The following is a 16,197-nucleotide window of genomic DNA, read 5'->3' on the forward strand; positions in this document are numbered from 1 at the left end:
CGGATATTCCGCAGATGCTCGGGCGGCGGCCCTTCCATTGTCCCTTAACCCGTCCGTCGGCCGGGTGTGGCCGGCCGACGCCACCAGGGCCGCGCTTAGACTTGGGGCGTGACTGGACTTATCGACGTCGTTGGCGGCGCAGTAGTGGACTCTCTGGCGGCTCCCGGCAAGCTCCTTGTGGCGCGGCGCACGGCGCCGCCGCAGTTTGCCGGAATGTGGGAGTTCCCGGGCGGAAAGGTGGAGCCGGACGAAGCGGCCCAGGACGCGCTGCACCGCGAGCTCGAGGAGGAGCTGGGCGTGCGGGTGCGGCTCGGATCCGAGCTGCCCGGCGCCTCGGCCGCGGGCTGGCCGCTCAACGAGAAGGCGGCCATGAGGGTCTGGTTCGCCGAGCTCGCCGGTGGAGAGCCCCGGGCCCTGCAGGATCACGATGAACTGCGCTGGCTGGACCTGCGCAACCCCGGCGAAGTCCTGGACCTGCCCTGGATCCCGGCGGACTTCCCCATCGTAGAGGCGCTCCTGGCGGCCGTTACGGCCGCCAGGCCGCACGGCGTGGGAGCAGAATTGCGCCGGTGACCACGGCCCTCCGGCGGCCACGCGGGAGCCTGCCTCTCGCCAAACAGTCAGGCATGTGCCTACTCTGAACGCAATTGAGAGGGGTGGCCCGTGCAGGTCGGTGTCGGACGGGAGCCGCGAGCCGGTGAACGCCGGGTCGCGGCCACACCGGAGACGGTGCAGCAGCTGGCGGCCCTCGGGCTCAATCTCCTGGTCGAGAGCGGCGCCGGGAGCGAGGCGGGGTTCGCCGATGCCGCCTACAAGGAGGCCGGCGCCACCGTCATTTCCGAACTCCCGATCGCAGGGCTGGACGTCCTGCTGCACGTCCGGCCGCTCAGCCCGCAAACCGCGGCGAGGCTGCAGCCCGGTGCCGTCACGATCGGCCTTGCATCGCCGGCGTCGGAGCTGCCGACAGTCCACGCGCTCGCCGCCGGGGGAATCACTTCCTTCGCCCTGGAACTGCTGCCCCGTATCTCGCGTGCACAGTCGATGGACGCGCTCAGCTCTCAGGCCTTGGTCACCGGCTACCGGGCCGTGCTGGAAGCCGCGGTGCGGTATCCGCGGTTCTTCCCCCTCTACATGACCGCTGCCGGCACCATTGCGCCGGCAAGGGTACTGGTCCTCGGGGCCGGCGTTGCCGGGCTGCAGGCCATCGGTACGGCGAAGCGGCTTGGTGCCCGCGTTGCGGCCAACGACATCCGCGCCGCATCCGCCGATGAGGTCGCCTCGATGGGTGGCAGTTTCATCAACCTGGATCTCGATGCGGCGGCGGAGGGCAGCGGCGGCTATGCCCGTGACCTGGGCGAGGATCGGGCGCACCGCCAGCGCACGCTCCTGGCTCCGCACGTCGCGGCCGCGGACGTCCTGATTACCACGGCGGCCATCCCGGGCCGCCCGGCTCCCGTGCTGGTGACTGCCGACATGCTGGCCGGCATGCGGGCCGGGTCTGTCGTCGTCGACCTCGCGGCGGAGTCCGGCGGCAACGTGGAGGGTGTGGTCGCCGGCCGTGACATCCAAGTACCGGTCGACGGCGGCACGGTCACCCTCGTGGGCCTGCAGGACGCCGCGTCCGCCATGCCGACAGACGCGTCCCGGCTCTTCGCCCGGAACGTCAGCAATTTCCTGGCCCTGATCACCGACAGCGGCACGGTTGTCCCCGACTTTGACGACGACGTGGTCGCCGGAACGTGCCTGACCCACGCTGGCGCCGTGCGGCATGCCCCCACCGCGGCAGCTTTGGGAAAGGACGCATGATGGGCCCGGTCACGTTGCTGACAGTAGTGGTGCTCGCGGTGTTCGTCGGCTTCGAAGTCGTCTCCAAGGTCACCAGCAAGCTGCACACGCCGCTCATGTCCGGCGCCAACGCCATCCACGGCATCATCCTGGTCGGCGCCATCATCGTGGCCGGACAGGCCAGCGAACCCTGGGTCATCGGCATTGCGCTCCTGGCAGTGGTTCTGGCGACCGTCAACTTGGTGGGCGGTTTCGTGGTCACGGACCGGATGCTGGAGATGTTTAGCGCCCGCAAGCCCGCCCCGAGGCTCGCCGGCAAGCCAACACAGGCCGGCCCCGCGAAGGCGCACCGCGGCCCAGGCGGCAGACACGCCAGCGACGGGCACCTGGGGGAGGGCCGGTGAGCCTCCTGCCCGCCGAATGGACAGCGCTGCTCTACCTGGTGGCAGCCGTTTGCTTCATTCTGGCGCTCAAGGGCCTCAGCTCGCCCAAAACAGCACGCCGCGGCAACGCCGTCGGTGCGGCCGGTGCGCTGGTGGCGGTGGTAACGGTGTTCCTCTCCATGCGGCTGGACAATATTGCGCTCATTCTGGCCGCCATCGCCGTCGGCTGCGCGATTGCCGTCCCCGTGGCCCGGCGGGTGCAGATGACCCAGATGCCCCAACTCGTGGCACTGTTCAACGGCGTCGGAGGCGGTGCGGCGGCGCTCGTCGCCGTCCTGGAACTGGACCATAATGACGATCCGTGGGTCCGCCTGGCGGTGGTCTTCACCATGCTGGTGGGCGCGGTGTCCTTCGCCGGCTCCGCAGTGACGGTGGGCAAGCTGCAGGAACTTATCAGCACCCGTCCGCTGCTGTTTCCCGGGATGCCTGGGGTGATGGCGGCGGCCCTGCTCGGCGCGGTCAGCTCAGCTGTGATGGTCGTCCTGACAGGGTCTGCGGGCTGGTCGCTGGCCCTGCTCGGCCTCGGGCTCGCGGCCGGCCTGCTCCTGGTGCTGCCCGTTGGCGGCGCCGACGTGCCGATCGTGATCTCCCTGCTGAACGCATTCACGGGACTGGCGGTGGCCGCGTCCGGTGTGGTCCTGGGCAACGTCCTGCTGGTCGTCGCCGGAACTCTCGTTGGGGCGAGCGGCACGATCCTGACCAGGGTCATGGCCTCCGCCATGGGCCGGAGCGTCGCCGGCATCATGTTCGGCGCGTTCAAGGGCGGCTCGACGGCGGGTTCGACGGCCGTGAGTGACCGGCCTGTGCGTTCGTCCTCGCCGGAAGACGTTGCCGTCCAACTCGGCTATGCCCAGCGCGTGGTGATTGTTCCCGGGTACGGGCTGGCCGTGGCCCAGGGCCAGCACACCGTGGCGGAGCTTGCCACGGCCCTTGCCGACCGCGGAGTGGACGTGGTGTTTGCCATCCACCCCGTCGCGGGACGCATGCCGGGCCACATGAACGTGCTCCTGGCCGAAGCCGATGTGCCCTACGAGTCACTGCGGGAGCTGGCAGAAGTAAATCCGGAGTTTGCCAACACGGACGTCGCACTGGTGGTCGGCGCCAACGACGTGGTCAACCCGGCCGCGAAGTCTTCGCCCGGCTCACCGATTTACGGGATGCCGATCCTGGAGGTGGTGCAGGCCCAGCAGGTGGTGTTCCTGAAGCGGTCGATGCGGCCAGGGTTCGCCGGCATCGAGAACGACCTCCTGCATGATCCCAAGACCACGCTCCTGTTCGGCGATGCCAAGGATTCGCTGGCCAGGGTGCTCGGCGCAGTCAAGGCACTCTGAGGACCGGGTACGCCCGGCTGCCACCCGCCCAGCAAAGTCCCCGCCCAGCAGAATCCCGGCCCGGCAAAGTCCCGACTCAGAAAAGTGTGGGCTGCGCCGGACTTTGCTGGCTTCCGTGCCCGGCGTGGCCTGGGTGCCCGGTGTGGCTCGCGCGCCGAGCAAGAGCGTGAGCGGCGGTGTCCGGGATGCTCCCGGCGGGATACTGGGCTTCCTCGTCCCGGGCATCATTGGTGAGATCCCTGTGGCTGAAGCCGTGCGAGCCGGAGAAGCCGTGCCGGTCCTTGAAATAGCGGATGCGTCCGGCCAGCCACGCCCGGTATTCCTTCGATGCGTATGACCCGCTGCCGTACAGGCGACGGTACTTTCCGGCCAGCTGCGGATGCTCCCGCGCGATCCACTGCATGAACCATTCACGGGTTCCCGGCTTCAGGTACAGCGCGCCGGCCGTGACCCCTGTGGCGCCTGCCGCAGCCAGCGCCCCGAACAGGGAGTCCAGGGCGTCGTCGCTGTCGGAGAGCCACGGCAGGATGGGCATGGCCATGACGCCGCAGGGCAGGCCCGCCTCCCGCAACCGGGAGATGAGCTTCAGCCGTGCCCGCGGACCCGGTGTGCCTGGCTCTACGGCTTCGGACAGCTCCTCGTTGGTCATGGCGAGCGAGATGCCCACCCCGACGGGCACCTGGGCGGCAGCATGCTTGAGCAGCGGGATGTCGCGGGCCAGGAGCGTGCCCTTGGTGAGGATGGACAGGGGAGTGCCGGAATCCGCGAGGGCGCCGATGATGCCGGGCATGAGCCGGTAGCGGCCCTCGGCCCGCTGATAGGGGTCCGTGTTGGTGCCGAGGGCAACGTGCTCGTGCTGCCAGGATGGCTTGGCCAGTTCCCGGCGCAACACCTCCGCGGCATTGATCTTGACCACCACCTGGCTGTCAAAGTCCAGCCCGGCGTCGAAGTCGAGGTACGTGTGGCTCTTGCGGGCGAAGCAGTAGACGCAGGCATGGCTGCAGCCGCGGTAGGGGTTGATGGTCCACTCGAACGGCATCCGCGAACCGGCGACCACCTTGTTGAGCACCGATTTGGCGGTGACCTCATGGAATGTGATGCCGGCGAACTCCGGGGTCGACACGGACCGCACCAGCCCGGCGAGCGGCAGCAGCGCGTCTGCGGCGGGGATAGTGGCGGACTGGCTCCCGGCGGCGGGGGCGCCGGCTGCCGGCGGATCGACAGCCTGGGCGCCGGGGGAGGCGCCGCGTTCGAGTGCTTGTGCGTCCCATCTCATAGCTACATTCGAATATACGTTCGATCCAAAGTCAAGGACGCTCGCCGGCGCCGCGCGCTCGCGGACCGGCCGGCAGCGCGTCTAGCAATCAGGCCGTCAGTACTCAGGCAGTCAGCCAATCGGGTGAGTGCTCAGTACGCCGAGTCGGTCGATCGGTCAGGCGTTCAGTCAGTCCACCAGTTCCCACACGACGTTGACTGTGGCCGTGACGCTCGACTCGCCGGCCTCAACGCTGAGCGATTCTGCCGCCACCGCCCGCTGCATCTTCGCCATCGGAACGGGCGCCTGGAAGCCGGTCTGCTGCGTGAGGGAAAGTACCCTGCCCAGGCCAGCGCCGGACAGGGCGGCATAGTGCGCGGCGGTGGTGCGGGCATCCTGCCAGGCGGCCTCCCTTGCCCGGGCCTCCACCGGGGCGGGATCCGCGAAGTCGAGGCTCAGTCCGTTCAGCCGGACGGCGTCCCCGCCGGCGGCAACAGCCGCGGCAATGACCTGTGAGGAGGCGGCCAGGCTTCGAATCCTGATCGTGAGTGTGCTTGAGGCCAGGTAGCCGGTCACGATCTGGCCCCGGCCGTCCTGCCAGTTCACCTCTGCCCTGACGTTCAGCCCGGAGGTGGAAATGTCAGCGCCGGCCACCCCGTTCTCGCGGAGCGCTGACGTGACGGCGGCCGACCGTGCCCCTGCGTCGCTGTAGGCCTCGGCCACGGTCTCCCGGCGGCATTCAAGGCCGACCGACAACGTCAGCAGATCCGGCGCCGCCTCCGCAGTGCCGGTTCCCGTTACCGAGATGCTTCTGGGATTCTCTGTCATTGCTTGCCTCCATGATGTTCGGGGACAAACCCGCCGAACCGGCGGGGCCGCGGATCGGACACGGGCATGCCGGGTCGGGGGTAGCCACCGGCTTCCAGTCCGGCGTGGCGCTCGAAGACATTGGCGCTCCCCGGGTTGCCCGTCCGCCAGAGGGACCAGCCCGTTGCGATGAAGTACAGCGGCAGGAACGGCAGCCCCAGGCAGCAGGCGTACTGGGTGCTGTGGCGCTCCTCGTGGGCCAGCAATGCCGGGTTCTCGCCGGCGAATCCCGCGCCCGCGCGGACCAAGACCACGTTGCCCACCGTGAAGGCCGCAGCAAAGGGAAGCCGCCAGCGGTAACGGCTGGCGATCAGCAGCCCGCGCGGGCCGGAGCTGACCCTCGTCCGGGCGCAGGCGGCCACCAACAGGCCCAGCAGCGTGGACCCGTTCAGCATGTTGGCGATCTGCCGTAACCGCTGACCGGACGTCATGAGGCCATCGTAGCGGGGCGGTACCTCCTGCTCCCCATCCAGGGGGTCACGTTCCGCCAGCCGTTGCCGGGCGGCCGACGGCCGTCTACTAGACTGGAGGCAGTGCCCGCCGGAGCGATTTCGGTTGGAACTGGAACAATAAGCCTTGCCGACAACCCGTGCCCCCGCCCTGAACGCGTGGGGCGGGCCGTGGGCATGATCCGACTCGTAGCTAAGAACAGTAGATGACTGAAACTTTGCCGGGCGCCGCCGTCCCGAATCCTTTGGATGAAGCCGCCATTACCGCTGCCGTAGACCAGGCCGTTGCCGCCATCGCCGCCGCCTCGACCCTCGATGAACTTAAGGCCGTGCGCCTCGCGCACACCGGCGAGAAGTCCGCGTTGAGCCTCGCCAACCGGGAGATCGGCGCGCTTCCCAAAGACCAGAAGGCCGCGGCCGGCAAACTCATGGGCGCGTCCCGGGGACGCGTCAACAAGGCGCTCGCCGACCGCACCGCGGAGCTCGAGGCGGAAAACGACGCCCGGATCCTCGTCGAGGAGACTGTCGACGTCACGGCGGCGCCGGGCCGGCGCCGGGCCGGCGCCCGCCACCCGCTCTCCTCGCTGCAGGACCGCGTTGCGGACATTTTCGTCGGCATGGGCTGGGAAATCGCCGAGGGGCCCGAGGTCGAATCGGAGTGGTTCAACTTCGACGCTTTGAACTTCAAGCCGGACCACCCCGCCCGCGACATGCAGGACACGTTCTTCGTCGAACCACCCGAGGCGCACCTGCTCATGCGCACGCACACCTCCCCGGTGCAGGTCCGCTCCATGCTGGAACGCGAACTGCCCATCTATGTGCTGTGCCCGGGCAAGGTGTTCCGCACGGACGAACTCGACGCGACGCACACGCCCGTGTTCCACCAGTTCGAGGGCCTGGCCATCGACAAGAAGCTGAGCATGGCTGACCTCCGCGGCACCCTGGAGCACTTCGCACGCCAGATGTTCGGCGATGAAGCCCAGATCCGGCTGCGCCCGAACTATTTCCCATTCACCGAACCGTCCGCTGAGCTGGACATCTGGCACCCCGGCGCCAAGGGCGGTCCCAGCTGGATCGAGTGGGGCGGCTGCGGCATGGTCAACCCCAACGTCCTGCGTGCGGCCGGCATCGATCCGGACATCTATTCAGGTTTCGCCTTCGGCATGGGCATCGAACGCACCCTCATGTTCCGCAACGAGGTCGGCGACATGCGCGACATGATCGAAGGCGATGTACGTTTCAGCGAGCACTTCGGGATGGAGATCTAACAGTGCGTATCCCCCTTTCCTGGCTGCGCGAATTCGCGCAGGTACCGGCCGGAGCAACGGCCGAAGACGTCATGGCCGAGCTCGTCAAGGTCGGTTTTGAAGAAGAAGCAGTCCACCGCCCCACCGACACCCTCCAAGGCCCCGTCGTGGTGGGCCAGGTGTTGAGCATCGTCAAGGAGCCCCAGACCAACGGCAAGACCATCAACTGGTGCCAGGTCCGGGTTGTCCCCGAAGGTGCGCAGCAGAGCCTCACCGGCAAGGGCATTGATCCCTCCGGCGTGCAGGGCATCGTCTGCGGTGCCCACAACTTCGTCGAGGGCGACAAGGTGGTGGTTACGCTTCCGGGTGCCGTGCTGCCGGGCGACTTCCACATTTCCGCCCGGAAGACGTACGGGCACCTGTCCGCCGGCATGATCGCCTCCGTGCGCGAACTCGGCATCGGCGAGGACCACGACGGCATCCTGGTGCTCTCACGGATCGGGCTCGATCCAGAGGTCGGCACCGATGCGATGGAACTTCTGGGCCTCTACGACCAGGCAGCCGAAATCAACGTGACCCCTGACCGCGGCTATGCGTTCTCGATCCGCGGCGTGGCGCGTGAATACGCGCACGCCACCGGCACCTCGTTCACCGACCCGGCGTCCAAGGTCCAGGTCCCGGAGGCGCTGTCCGGCGGCTTCGGCGTCAAGCTCAACGATGACGCTCCGATCTACGGCAAGCCGGGCTGCGACCGCTTCGTGGCCCGCACGGTGCGCGGCGTGGATGCCACCCGGCCCACGCCGCCGTGGATGGTTTCCCGGCTCCGGCTCGCGGGCATCCGGTCCATCTCGCTGCCGGTGGATATCTCCAACTACGTCATGCTCGAGCTCGGGCAGCCGAACCACTGCTACGACCTGGACAAGCTGGCCGGCGACATTGTCGTCCGGCGCGCCACGGCAGGGGAGAAGATCACCACCCTGGATGCCAAGGAGCGCACGCTCGACGCCGAGGACCTGCTGATCACGGACGCTTCCGGGCCCATCGGGATCGCCGGCGTCATGGGCGGCGCCCACACCGAGGTGTCGGACTCCACGACGAACGTCCTAGTCGAGGCCGCCCACTTCGACGAAGTTTCGATCGCCCGTTCCCGCCGCCGCCACAAGCTGCCGTCCGAGGCGTCCAAGCGCTTCGAACGTGGCGTGGACTGGCACGTGGCCGATGTCGCCGCCCAGCGGGTGGTCGACCTGCTCGTCGAATTCGCCGGCGGTACGGCGGATGCGGCCGGGACCGACGTCGGGACGGCGCCGGACGCCGTCACCATCGACCTGCCGGCCGGGTACGCCGCGGCCCGGATCGGAATCGACTTCACCGAGGACCACATCGTGACCTCGCTCGAAGACCTTGGCGCCGTCGTCGAGAAAAACGGCGGTTCATACACGGTGACCGCGCCGAGCTGGCGCCCGGATCTGGAAACCAAGGATGATCTCACCGAGGAAATCGCCCGGCTGGTGGGCTACGACCAGATTCCGGCAACCCTGCCGGTGGCGCCCCCGGGCCGCGGCCTGACGCGCGTCCAGCAGCAGCGGCGCCGCTTGATCCAGGCCCTGGCCGACGCCGGCCTCACCGAAGTGCTGGCGTACCCGTTCGTTTCCAAGGCCGCCAACGACACCTTCGGCACCCCTGACGAGGGCACGGGACGCGCGGCGCTCAAGCTGGCCAACCCGATCAGCGAGGAGCACGGCTTCCTGCGGACCTCCATCCTGCCGGGCCTGATCGAGGTAGCCAAGCGCAACCACTCCCGCGGCTTCCGCGACCTTGCCCTCTTCGAGGCCGGGCTCGTGTTCCTGCCCGGCGAACGGCTTGGCACTGCCTCGATTCCGCCGCTCGGCGTCAAGCCCGCCGATGAGGTGCTGGACGCGTTGTACGACGGCGTCCCGGACCAGCCGCTGCACGTCGGCGCCGTGCTGACAGGGCACGACACGCCAGCCGCCCCGGGCAACACCCCGCGGGCGTGGGACTGGGCCGATGCGGTGGATGTGGCCCGGATCGCCGGCGACGTGCTCGGCATTGACCTCGTCGTGACCCAGGGCCGGCATCAGGCCTTCCACCCGGGCCGGGCCGCGCAGATCGCGCTGCGCACCGGCGAAGTGGTGGGCTATGCCGGTGAGCTGCACCCGAAGCTGCTGGCCGCCCAGGACATGCCGGCCCGCTCGGTGGCGCTGGAACTGAACGCCGACGCCCTCTTCGAGGCTGCTGCCGACGTGATCGTGGCCCGGCACATCTCGACGTACCCGGTGGCGACGCAGGATGTGGCCCTCGTGGTGCCGCAGGACGTGCCCGCGGGCGAGGTGCTCGCGGCCCTGCGTGAAGGCGCAGGCGAACTGCTCGAGGACGTCGCACTGTTTGACGTCTACGCGGGCAAGGGGATCGAGGAGGGCAAGAAGTCGCTCGCGTTCAGCCTGCGCTTCCGCGCCGAGGACCGCACTCTGACAGCCGATGAGGCATCGGCTGCGCGCGAAGGTGCCGTCGCCGCAGCCCACGAACGCTTCGGGGCTGTCCAGCGCTAACGAAACGGAAGGGCAGGTCATGGCATCACACCTTGTTGTGCGCGCCAGCCCGCCCTTTCGCGTCCCCGGGGCCCCCTCCAACCTCGAACACGCCAACCTCGAACACGCCAACCTGGAGCGCGCCGGCCTGGAACGCGACCTGCAACGCGAGGTGGAACGCGAGTCGCGTTCCCTTCTGGACGGGCCGGAACTGGAACGGGCCCGGGCCATTACCCAGCCGGCGGCCAGGGATGACTTCCTGGCCGGACGGCTCGCCCAGCGGAAGCTCGCCGCCGCGCTGCTGGACGTGCCGGCGTCGGACCTCACCATTTGCTACAGCTGTCCCCGGTGCGGAACCGGCACGCACGTCTCACATGGCCGGCCAGGCTACCTGCTCCGGGGTGCGGCCGCGCCGCTGCTGCTCAGCCTGTCCCGCGCGGCCGGCTGGACCCTGCTGGCCGCGGTCTTGGATCCGGAGCCGGGCCAGCGCCTGGGCGTCGACGTCGAGGATCCTGCGCGGACGGACTTCGAGGGCTTCGACGCCGTCGTGCTGACTCCGGCGGAACGGTTGGACCTGGCGGGGCTGGCCGGCGCGTCGCTGCTGCAGGCCAGGGCCCGGCTGTGGGCACGCAAGGAGGCCTGGCTCAAGATGACCGGCACGGGGCTGCTGACGGCCCCGGACACTGTCGACGTGCGGGAGGGCGGCGTGGATGGCCGGACGGGGCTCCGGGACCTGCCGCCGGCGGAATCCGGCCTGCCCGCGGACCTCGTGGCCGCCGTAGCGCTGTGTTTGTAGCGCACTGCGGATAGCTTCGCAGAACCTGCCGTCAGAACTCCGGCGCTGGCTGCGGGAAGGGCGGGAGGGCCTTCTCGTACAGCCAGGGGTGCAGCAGGGCCTCCGCGTCCAGACCGGTGGTGTGGGCGGCCGCGAGGATAAAGTCGGCAGTGGTTACGGTGCCGTGGCGGAAGCGGTCCGCCCAATCGTGCAACAGGGCGAAGAACGCGAGATCGCCGCAGCGCTCCCGTAGGGCGTGCAGGGTCAGGGCTCCGCGCTTGTAGACGCGGTCATCGAACATCAGCTCCGGGCCGGGGTCTCCCACCAGCAGGTCCTGCGCGCCGGCGGCCAGCCTGCGCCAAGCGGCGCGGGCCCGGTTCGCCACCGTCATGGCGCCGGACTCTTCGGACCAGAGCCATTCCGCGTAGCACGCAAAGCCCTCGTGCAGCCAGATGTCTTTCCAGGTGGCGGTTGTGAGCGAGTTTCCGAACCACTGGTGGGCGAGCTCGTGGGCGATCAGCCGTTGCGAGTCCCAGTCCTGCCGCAAGTGGTTGGGACCCAGGATGGACAGCGTTTGTGCCTCCAGCGGGATCTCCAGCACATCCCCGGCGACTACCACGGTGTACTCCTGGAACGGATACGGCCCAAAACAGTTGGTGAAAGTCCGCATCATGCCGGGCTGGCGGGCCAGCGCGGTCCGGGCGGCGGCCGCCAGGGCCGCGGGAACGGCAGCATACTGCGGGACGTGTCCTGACGGCCGCTCGGCATTGAGCGTCAGGAGCTCATACCGGCCGATCTGGACCGTGGCGAGGTACGTGGCCATCGGCTCGGCCTGCTCATAAACCCAGGTCTCCCGGCTGGCCCTGCTGGTGCGGGAGAGCAGCACGCCGTTGCACACCGCCCGGTAGTTCACGTCAGTGGTCACCGTGATGCGGTAGCTCGCCTTGTCCCGCGGGTGGTCGTTGCAGGGGAACCAGGAGGCGGCACCGTTGGGCTGGCCGGCGACCAGCACGCCGTCGGAGAGCTCCTCCCAGCCCACATCGCCCCACAGCCCGCGGCGGGGTGCAGGGTAGCCCTCGTAGCGGATATCCAGGATGAAGGCCTCGCCCGGGAGCAGCGGCACGTCGGGGTAGACGATGAGCTGCTCGTCCCGCTGGTTGAACCTGCGCACCCTGCGGCCATCGAGCTGGATCTTGGTGGCCCGCAAGCCGGTCAGGTCCAGCACGAGCGCCGACGTCGGGTGTTGGGCGACGGCGTGCAGGACGGCGTGCCCCGCGAGACGGTTGGTGCTGACCCTGTAGTCCAGATCGAGTTCGTACCGCGTCACCCGGTAGGCATTGGTCCCGTGGCCCGGCAGATACGGATCGGGTGAGCCGGCGACGAGGGCGGCCTCCCGGGCAGGCTCTCCGCCGGTGATGCTCCCGCCGCTGCTGCTTGGTGCACTGGTGCTCAATGGGCCGACCTTCGGTTGGAGTGCTGGTGGACGTGCGTGGGCCTACCGGGTCCCGCCGGGCGGTGCCGGCCCGTCCCACGGGCTGACCGGGTTGCCCATCCAGTACGTGCCGGCAGGGACGGTTTCGCCGCGCATGACGAGCGACGCCGGCCCCACCGTGCCGCCGTTGCCGATCCTCGCCTGCGGCAGGATAACGCCGTGCGGTCCCATGGTGGCCCCGTCATCGAGCGTAACAGTGTCGATGCTCATGACACGGTCATGGAAGAGATGGGTCTGGACGACGCACCCGCGGTTCACGGTCGAGTTCCTGCCGAGGGTCACGAGGTCCGCCTCGGGAAGCCAGTAGCTTTCGCACCAGGTACCGGCACCGATTCTCGCGCCGAGCGCCCGCAGCCACCAGACCAGTGCCGGTGTTCCGGTGGCTGAGCGCGCGAACCACGGGGCACTGACCATCTCGATGAAAGTGTCCACGACCTCGTTGCGCCAAATGAAGGAACTCCACAACGGGTGCTCCCCGGAGCGGATACGGCCGACCAGCAGCCATTTGGCCACGACCGCACTGCCCGCCGCCGCGGCACCCGCGATGAGGATCACCACGCCGCCCAGGACGGCGGCGATTCCGTAGTTGAAGACGCTCGCCAACGCGTCAAAGGCGAGCATCACGCCGACGGCGATCGCCACCGTGAGCATGACCGGGACGAACCGGCAGAGCTCCCACAGGGTGCGCGCGACCTTGAGTTTCCGCGGCGGCTGGTAGGTCCGTGTGTCGTCGGATGCGATGGCGGTGCGCCGCAGCCGCACGGGCGGACTGCCTAGCCATGACGTCCCGGACTTCGCCTTGGCGGGGGTTGCTGAGAGCACTGCCACGAGGGAATTCTTGGGGACGCTGCGGCCGGCCGCCGTCATGCCCGAGTTGCCAAGGAAGGACCGCTTGCCGATTTTGGCCGGGGCAATCCGCATCCAGCCGCCGTCCAATTCGTAGGACCCCACCATCGTGTCGTCGGCCAGGAACGCGCCGTCGCCCACGGTGGTCATCCGGGGGATGAGCAGCACCGTCGAAGCTTCCACGTTCCGGCCGACCTTCGCGCCGAGAAGCCGCAGCCAGACCGGCGTGAAGAGGCTGGCATAGATCGGGAACAGCAGGTCCCGGGCCAAATCCAGTACCCGCTCGGTCGCCCAAACCTGCCAGCCGATCCGGCTCCGGACGCGGTAGTAGCCTTCCGCGAGGCCGATGCTGAGCAGCCGGGTGGTGCCAAGGATCAGCAATAGGTTGGCCAGGAACCACGCCAGCGCTGCCGGCGGGACGGACAGTGCGATGGCGGGCAGGGCAGCCGACAGGGAGGCGCTGCCCTGGATGAACGCGAAGACGACGGCGGCCGCCGCGGCGGCGGAGATGTAGGGGATGAGTGCCAGCACCGTGGATGCCGCGGCGAACCCGGCGAACCACAGCCGGCCGATCAGCCGGTGCCCGGGCGGGGAATCCGGCCACGAGCGCCGCGCCTTGCCCCGGCGTCCGGCCGGTGACCCGGCCACGAGCTGCCCGGCCTTGACCTTTCCCATCACGGCCGAGCCGGGCTCCACCTGCGCTCCGGCCCCCACAGTGGCTCCGGGCATCAGTGTGCTGCGCGCGCCCACGCTCGCACCGGCGCCGATCCGAATGGCGCCAATGTGCACACGGTCGCCGTCGATCCACCAGCCGGACAGATCGACTTCCGGCTCAATGTTGGATCCGGCACCAAGCGCCAGCAGCCCTGTGACCGGCGGGAGCGAGTGCAACTGGACGTTGTCGCCGATCTTCGCGCCCAGGGCTTTCGCGTAGTACGGCACCCAGGGTGCACTGGCCAGGCTGATGGCGCCGGCGAGGTCCTGGATCTGTTCGGCCAGCCAGAGCCGCAGGTGCACCCGCCCGGACCTGGGGTAGGTCCCGGGCCCCACATTGCGCAGCAGGATGCGGGCCGCGGCAACGGAGATCAGCATCCGCCCGGCGGGGCTGACAAACACGAGCCAGGACGCGCCCACCCACCACCACGAGATCGTGGGCGCGGCGCTAAATCCGGCAAAGGCGGCCAACAGATTGTTGGCAGCCATCAGGTAGGTCAGCCAGCGCATGCCGACGAGGATGTGCAGGGGGATGCCCATGAGCGTCTGGAACGCCTGGGACTTCCGGGCCGTGGGCCGGACGGTACGCTCCCGGGCGGGGACGGCACCGCCCTCTGGCAGGGACTGACGGGCCGCATCCACCAGGGCGCCCACCCTGGGGGTCGCGTAGATGTCGGCCACCGTGACGGTGGGGTAGCGGACGCGCAGTGCGGACACCAGCTGCGCGGCGGCCAGCGAACCGCCGCCGTAAGCGAAGAAATCGGCGTCGAGGCTCTTGACCGGGCTGCCCAGAACGGCACTCCATTGCTCCACGATCCACTGCGCGTCCGCGGGCAGGTTCAGCGGGGCGGCGTCGGCCTCGGCGGCACCGGTTCCGGCAAGCGGCCAGGGCAGCGCGTGGCGGTCCACTTTGCCGCTGGTCTTGGTGGGCAACGAGTCCACGAGCGTCAGGAGCGGGATCATGGGTGCCGGAAGGCTTTCGCCCAGGAGGTCGCGCGCGGCCGTGAGATCGATGTCCCGGCCCGACACCGCAGCAAGGTAACCGACCAGGATCTGGTTGCCGGCCGCCGTGGTCTGTACCGCGGCGGCCGCGCCGGCGACATCCGGCAGTGACTGCAGGGCGGCATCGATTTCCCCCAGCTCGATCCGGCGGCCACCGAGCTTGACCTGTTCGTCGGCGCGGCCCTGGAAGATGAGGCCCTCGGCTTCGTACCTGACGAGGTCGCCGGAACGGTAGGCGCGGGCCCAGCCCAAGGACGGCATCGGGGCGTACTTTTCCGCGTCCTTGGCCGGGTCAAGGTACCGGGCCAGCCCCACGCCGCCGATGATCAGTTCGCCCACGGCGCCTTCGGCGACCGGCAGCGAGTCCTGCCCGACGACCGCGAGGTCCCACCCGTCCAGCGGCAGCCCGATCCGGACGGGGCCGGGGGTGCCCAGCCGCGCGGCGCATGCGACAACGGTGGCCTCGGTGGGACCGTAGGTGTTCCACACTTCCCGGCCGTCGACGGCCAGCCGCTCGGCAAGGTCCGGCGGACACGCCTCCCCGCCGAAGATCAGCAGGCGGACGCTTTCGAGTGACTCGACAGGCCAGAGAGCGGCCAACGTGGGGACCGTGGAGACGACGGTGATGCCGTGGCTGATGAGCCACGGGCCAAGGTCCATCCCGGTCCGGACCAGCGCGCGCGGCGCCGGCACGAGGCAGGCACCGTGGCGCCACGCCAGCCACATCTCCTCGCAGGAGGCATCAAAGGCGACGGACAATCCTGCCAGCACCCGGTCCTGGGGGCCCAAGGGATCGTCCTGCAGGAAGAGGCGGGCCTCGGCATCTACGAACGCAGCGGCCGAGCGGTGCTGCACCGCGACGCCCTTGGGTGTGCCGGTAGAGCCTGAGGTGAAGATTACCCAGGCGTCGTCCGCAGGGCCGGGCGGCCTGGCATTGGGGAACGGCCGGGGGTGCCTGCTGTCCGTGACAATCTTCCCGCCGGCACGGACGATGCCGGCGACCTGGGCTTCCCCGAAGACCAGCTTGGCCCGCTCGTCCGGGTCATCGGCGTCGACGGGCACGTACGCCGCACCGACCAGCATCACCGCGAGGATCGAGATGTACAGCTCGTTGGTGCCGGAGGGGATCCTGACGCCGATCTTGTCCCCGGCGCCCAGCCCGGCCAGGTGCAGTTTCCGCGCCGTTGCGCGGACTTCGTTCATGAGCTGGGCGTAGCTCAGTGAGCGGTGGCCGTCGTCGAGGGCGGAGGCGTCCGGAAAGCTGGAGGCGGTAGCGGCGAGGATGTCGATCAGCGTCCGCGCCGGCGGGGCGGACAGCGAGCCAGGCAGTTGGGGCTCATGGGCGGGGGCGCCCTCCGCCGTCAGGTTCCGCACCGTGCCGGCGGGTGGGGCGTTGCTCGGGGTCAGCTGTTGCTCGGTCACTGGCGCATTGTCCCTGCATGAGT

General features: G+C 69.3%; 12 protein-coding genes. 7 read left to right on the forward strand and 5 right to left on the reverse strand.

The genetic code is table 11. The features are described from left to right. Nucleotides 1–108 precede the first annotated feature (108 nt). From ACFVVK_RS18985 to ACFVVK_RS19000, 4 genes are all read left to right on the forward strand, one after another. Complete coding sequence (locus ACFVVK_RS18985) at nucleotides 109–573, forward strand: (deoxy)nucleoside triphosphate pyrophosphohydrolase (RefSeq protein ID WP_390270547.1); 465 nt, start codon at nucleotides 109–111, stop codon at nucleotides 571–573. Between the two features lie 90 nt (nucleotides 574–663). Beyond that, nucleotides 664–1,806, forward strand: coding sequence for a Re/Si-specific NAD(P)(+) transhydrogenase subunit alpha (locus ACFVVK_RS18990; protein WP_390270550.1), 1,143 nt, complete (start codon nucleotides 664–666; stop codon nucleotides 1,804–1,806). Then, a complete protein-coding gene (locus ACFVVK_RS18995) occupies nucleotides 1,803–2,189 on the forward strand; it encodes an NAD(P) transhydrogenase subunit alpha (protein WP_390270553.1) in 387 nt (128 codons plus the stop codon). Before ACFVVK_RS18990 ends, ACFVVK_RS18995 begins: the two co-directional genes overlap by 4 nt. Beyond that, entirely contained in the window at nucleotides 2,186–3,559 is a 1,374-nt protein-coding gene (locus ACFVVK_RS19000) for an NAD(P)(+) transhydrogenase (Re/Si-specific) subunit beta (RefSeq protein WP_390270556.1), read from the forward strand. The genes ACFVVK_RS18995 and ACFVVK_RS19000 overlap by 4 nt, the downstream gene beginning before the upstream one ends. Before the next feature lie 76 nt (nucleotides 3,560–3,635). On the opposite strand, the gene ACFVVK_RS19005 is transcribed toward ACFVVK_RS19000, so the two are convergent. The 3 genes from ACFVVK_RS19005 to ACFVVK_RS19015 all read right to left on the reverse strand — a co-directional run bounded on the left by ACFVVK_RS19005 (nucleotide 3,636) and on the right by ACFVVK_RS19015 (nucleotide 6,112). Then, nucleotides 3,636–4,835, reverse strand: coding sequence for an Rv2578c family radical SAM protein (locus ACFVVK_RS19005; protein WP_390270559.1), 1,200 nt, complete (start codon nucleotides 4,833–4,835; stop codon nucleotides 3,636–3,638). 168 nt (nucleotides 4,836–5,003) lie between these two features. After that, nucleotides 5,004–5,642, reverse strand: coding sequence for an SIMPL domain-containing protein (locus ACFVVK_RS19010; RefSeq protein WP_390270561.1), 639 nt, complete (start codon nucleotides 5,640–5,642; stop codon nucleotides 5,004–5,006). Continuing rightward, nucleotides 5,639–6,112 (reverse strand): hypothetical protein, encoded by a 474-nt coding sequence (locus ACFVVK_RS19015; RefSeq protein WP_390270564.1) that lies wholly within the window; start codon nucleotides 6,110–6,112, stop codon nucleotides 5,639–5,641. Before ACFVVK_RS19015 ends, ACFVVK_RS19010 begins: the two co-directional genes overlap by 4 nt. 224 nt (nucleotides 6,113–6,336) lie before the next feature. On the opposite strand from ACFVVK_RS19015, the gene pheS reads away from it, so the two are divergent. The 3 genes from pheS to ACFVVK_RS19030 are packed head-to-tail and all read left to right on the forward strand — an operon-like array spanning nucleotide 6,337 to nucleotide 10,719. Beyond that, nucleotides 6,337–7,398, forward strand: a complete 1,062-nt coding sequence (gene pheS / locus ACFVVK_RS19020) for a phenylalanine--tRNA ligase subunit alpha (protein ID WP_390270567.1) — start codon at nucleotides 6,337–6,339, stop codon at nucleotides 7,396–7,398. A gap of 2 nt (nucleotides 7,399–7,400) precedes the next feature. Further along, entirely contained in the window at nucleotides 7,401–9,944 is a 2,544-nt protein-coding gene (pheT, locus tag ACFVVK_RS19025; protein ID WP_390270570.1) for a phenylalanine--tRNA ligase subunit beta, read from the forward strand. A gap of 19 nt (nucleotides 9,945–9,963) precedes the next feature. Next, nucleotides 9,964–10,719, forward strand: a complete 756-nt coding sequence (locus ACFVVK_RS19030) for a 4'-phosphopantetheinyl transferase family protein (protein ID WP_390270573.1) — start codon at nucleotides 9,964–9,966, stop codon at nucleotides 10,717–10,719. A 31-nt stretch (nucleotides 10,720–10,750) separates the two neighbouring features. Here the strand turns inward: ACFVVK_RS19030 and ACFVVK_RS19035 are convergent, their stop codons facing one another. Both ACFVVK_RS19035 and ACFVVK_RS19040 read right to left on the reverse strand, forming a co-directional pair. Further along, complete coding sequence (locus ACFVVK_RS19035) at nucleotides 10,751–12,151, reverse strand: M1 family metallopeptidase (RefSeq protein WP_390270576.1); 1,401 nt, start codon at nucleotides 12,149–12,151, stop codon at nucleotides 10,751–10,753. Nucleotides 12,152–12,193: 42 nt separating this feature from the next. Then, nucleotides 12,194–16,126, reverse strand: a complete 3,933-nt coding sequence (locus tag ACFVVK_RS19040; RefSeq protein ID WP_390270623.1) for a Pls/PosA family non-ribosomal peptide synthetase — start codon at nucleotides 16,124–16,126, stop codon at nucleotides 12,194–12,196. Nucleotides 16,127–16,197: the final 71 nt, after the last annotated feature.

This window comes from Arthrobacter sp. NPDC058192 (assembly GCF_042883665.1).
Classification (GTDB): Bacteria; Actinomycetota; Actinomycetes; order Actinomycetales; family Micrococcaceae; genus Arthrobacter.

Coding starts and splice junctions, on each gene's coding strand:
- ACFVVK_RS18995 (WP_390270553.1), top strand. CDS start 1,803: ATGATGGGCCCGGTCACGTTGCTGACAGTAGTGGTGCTCGCGGTGTTC.
- ACFVVK_RS19005 (WP_390270559.1), bottom strand. CDS start 4,835: ATGAGATGGGACGCACAAGCACTCGAACGCGGCGCCTCCCCCGGCGCC.
- ACFVVK_RS19010 (WP_390270561.1), bottom strand. CDS start 5,642: ATGACAGAGAATCCCAGAAGCATCTCGGTAACGGGAACCGGCACTGCG.
- ACFVVK_RS19015 (WP_390270564.1), bottom strand. CDS start 6,112: ATGACGTCCGGTCAGCGGTTACGGCAGATCGCCAACATGCTGAACGGG.
- pheS (WP_390270567.1), top strand. CDS start 6,337: ATGACTGAAACTTTGCCGGGCGCCGCCGTCCCGAATCCTTTGGATGAA.
- ACFVVK_RS19030 (WP_390270573.1), top strand. CDS start 9,964: ATGGCATCACACCTTGTTGTGCGCGCCAGCCCGCCCTTTCGCGTCCCC.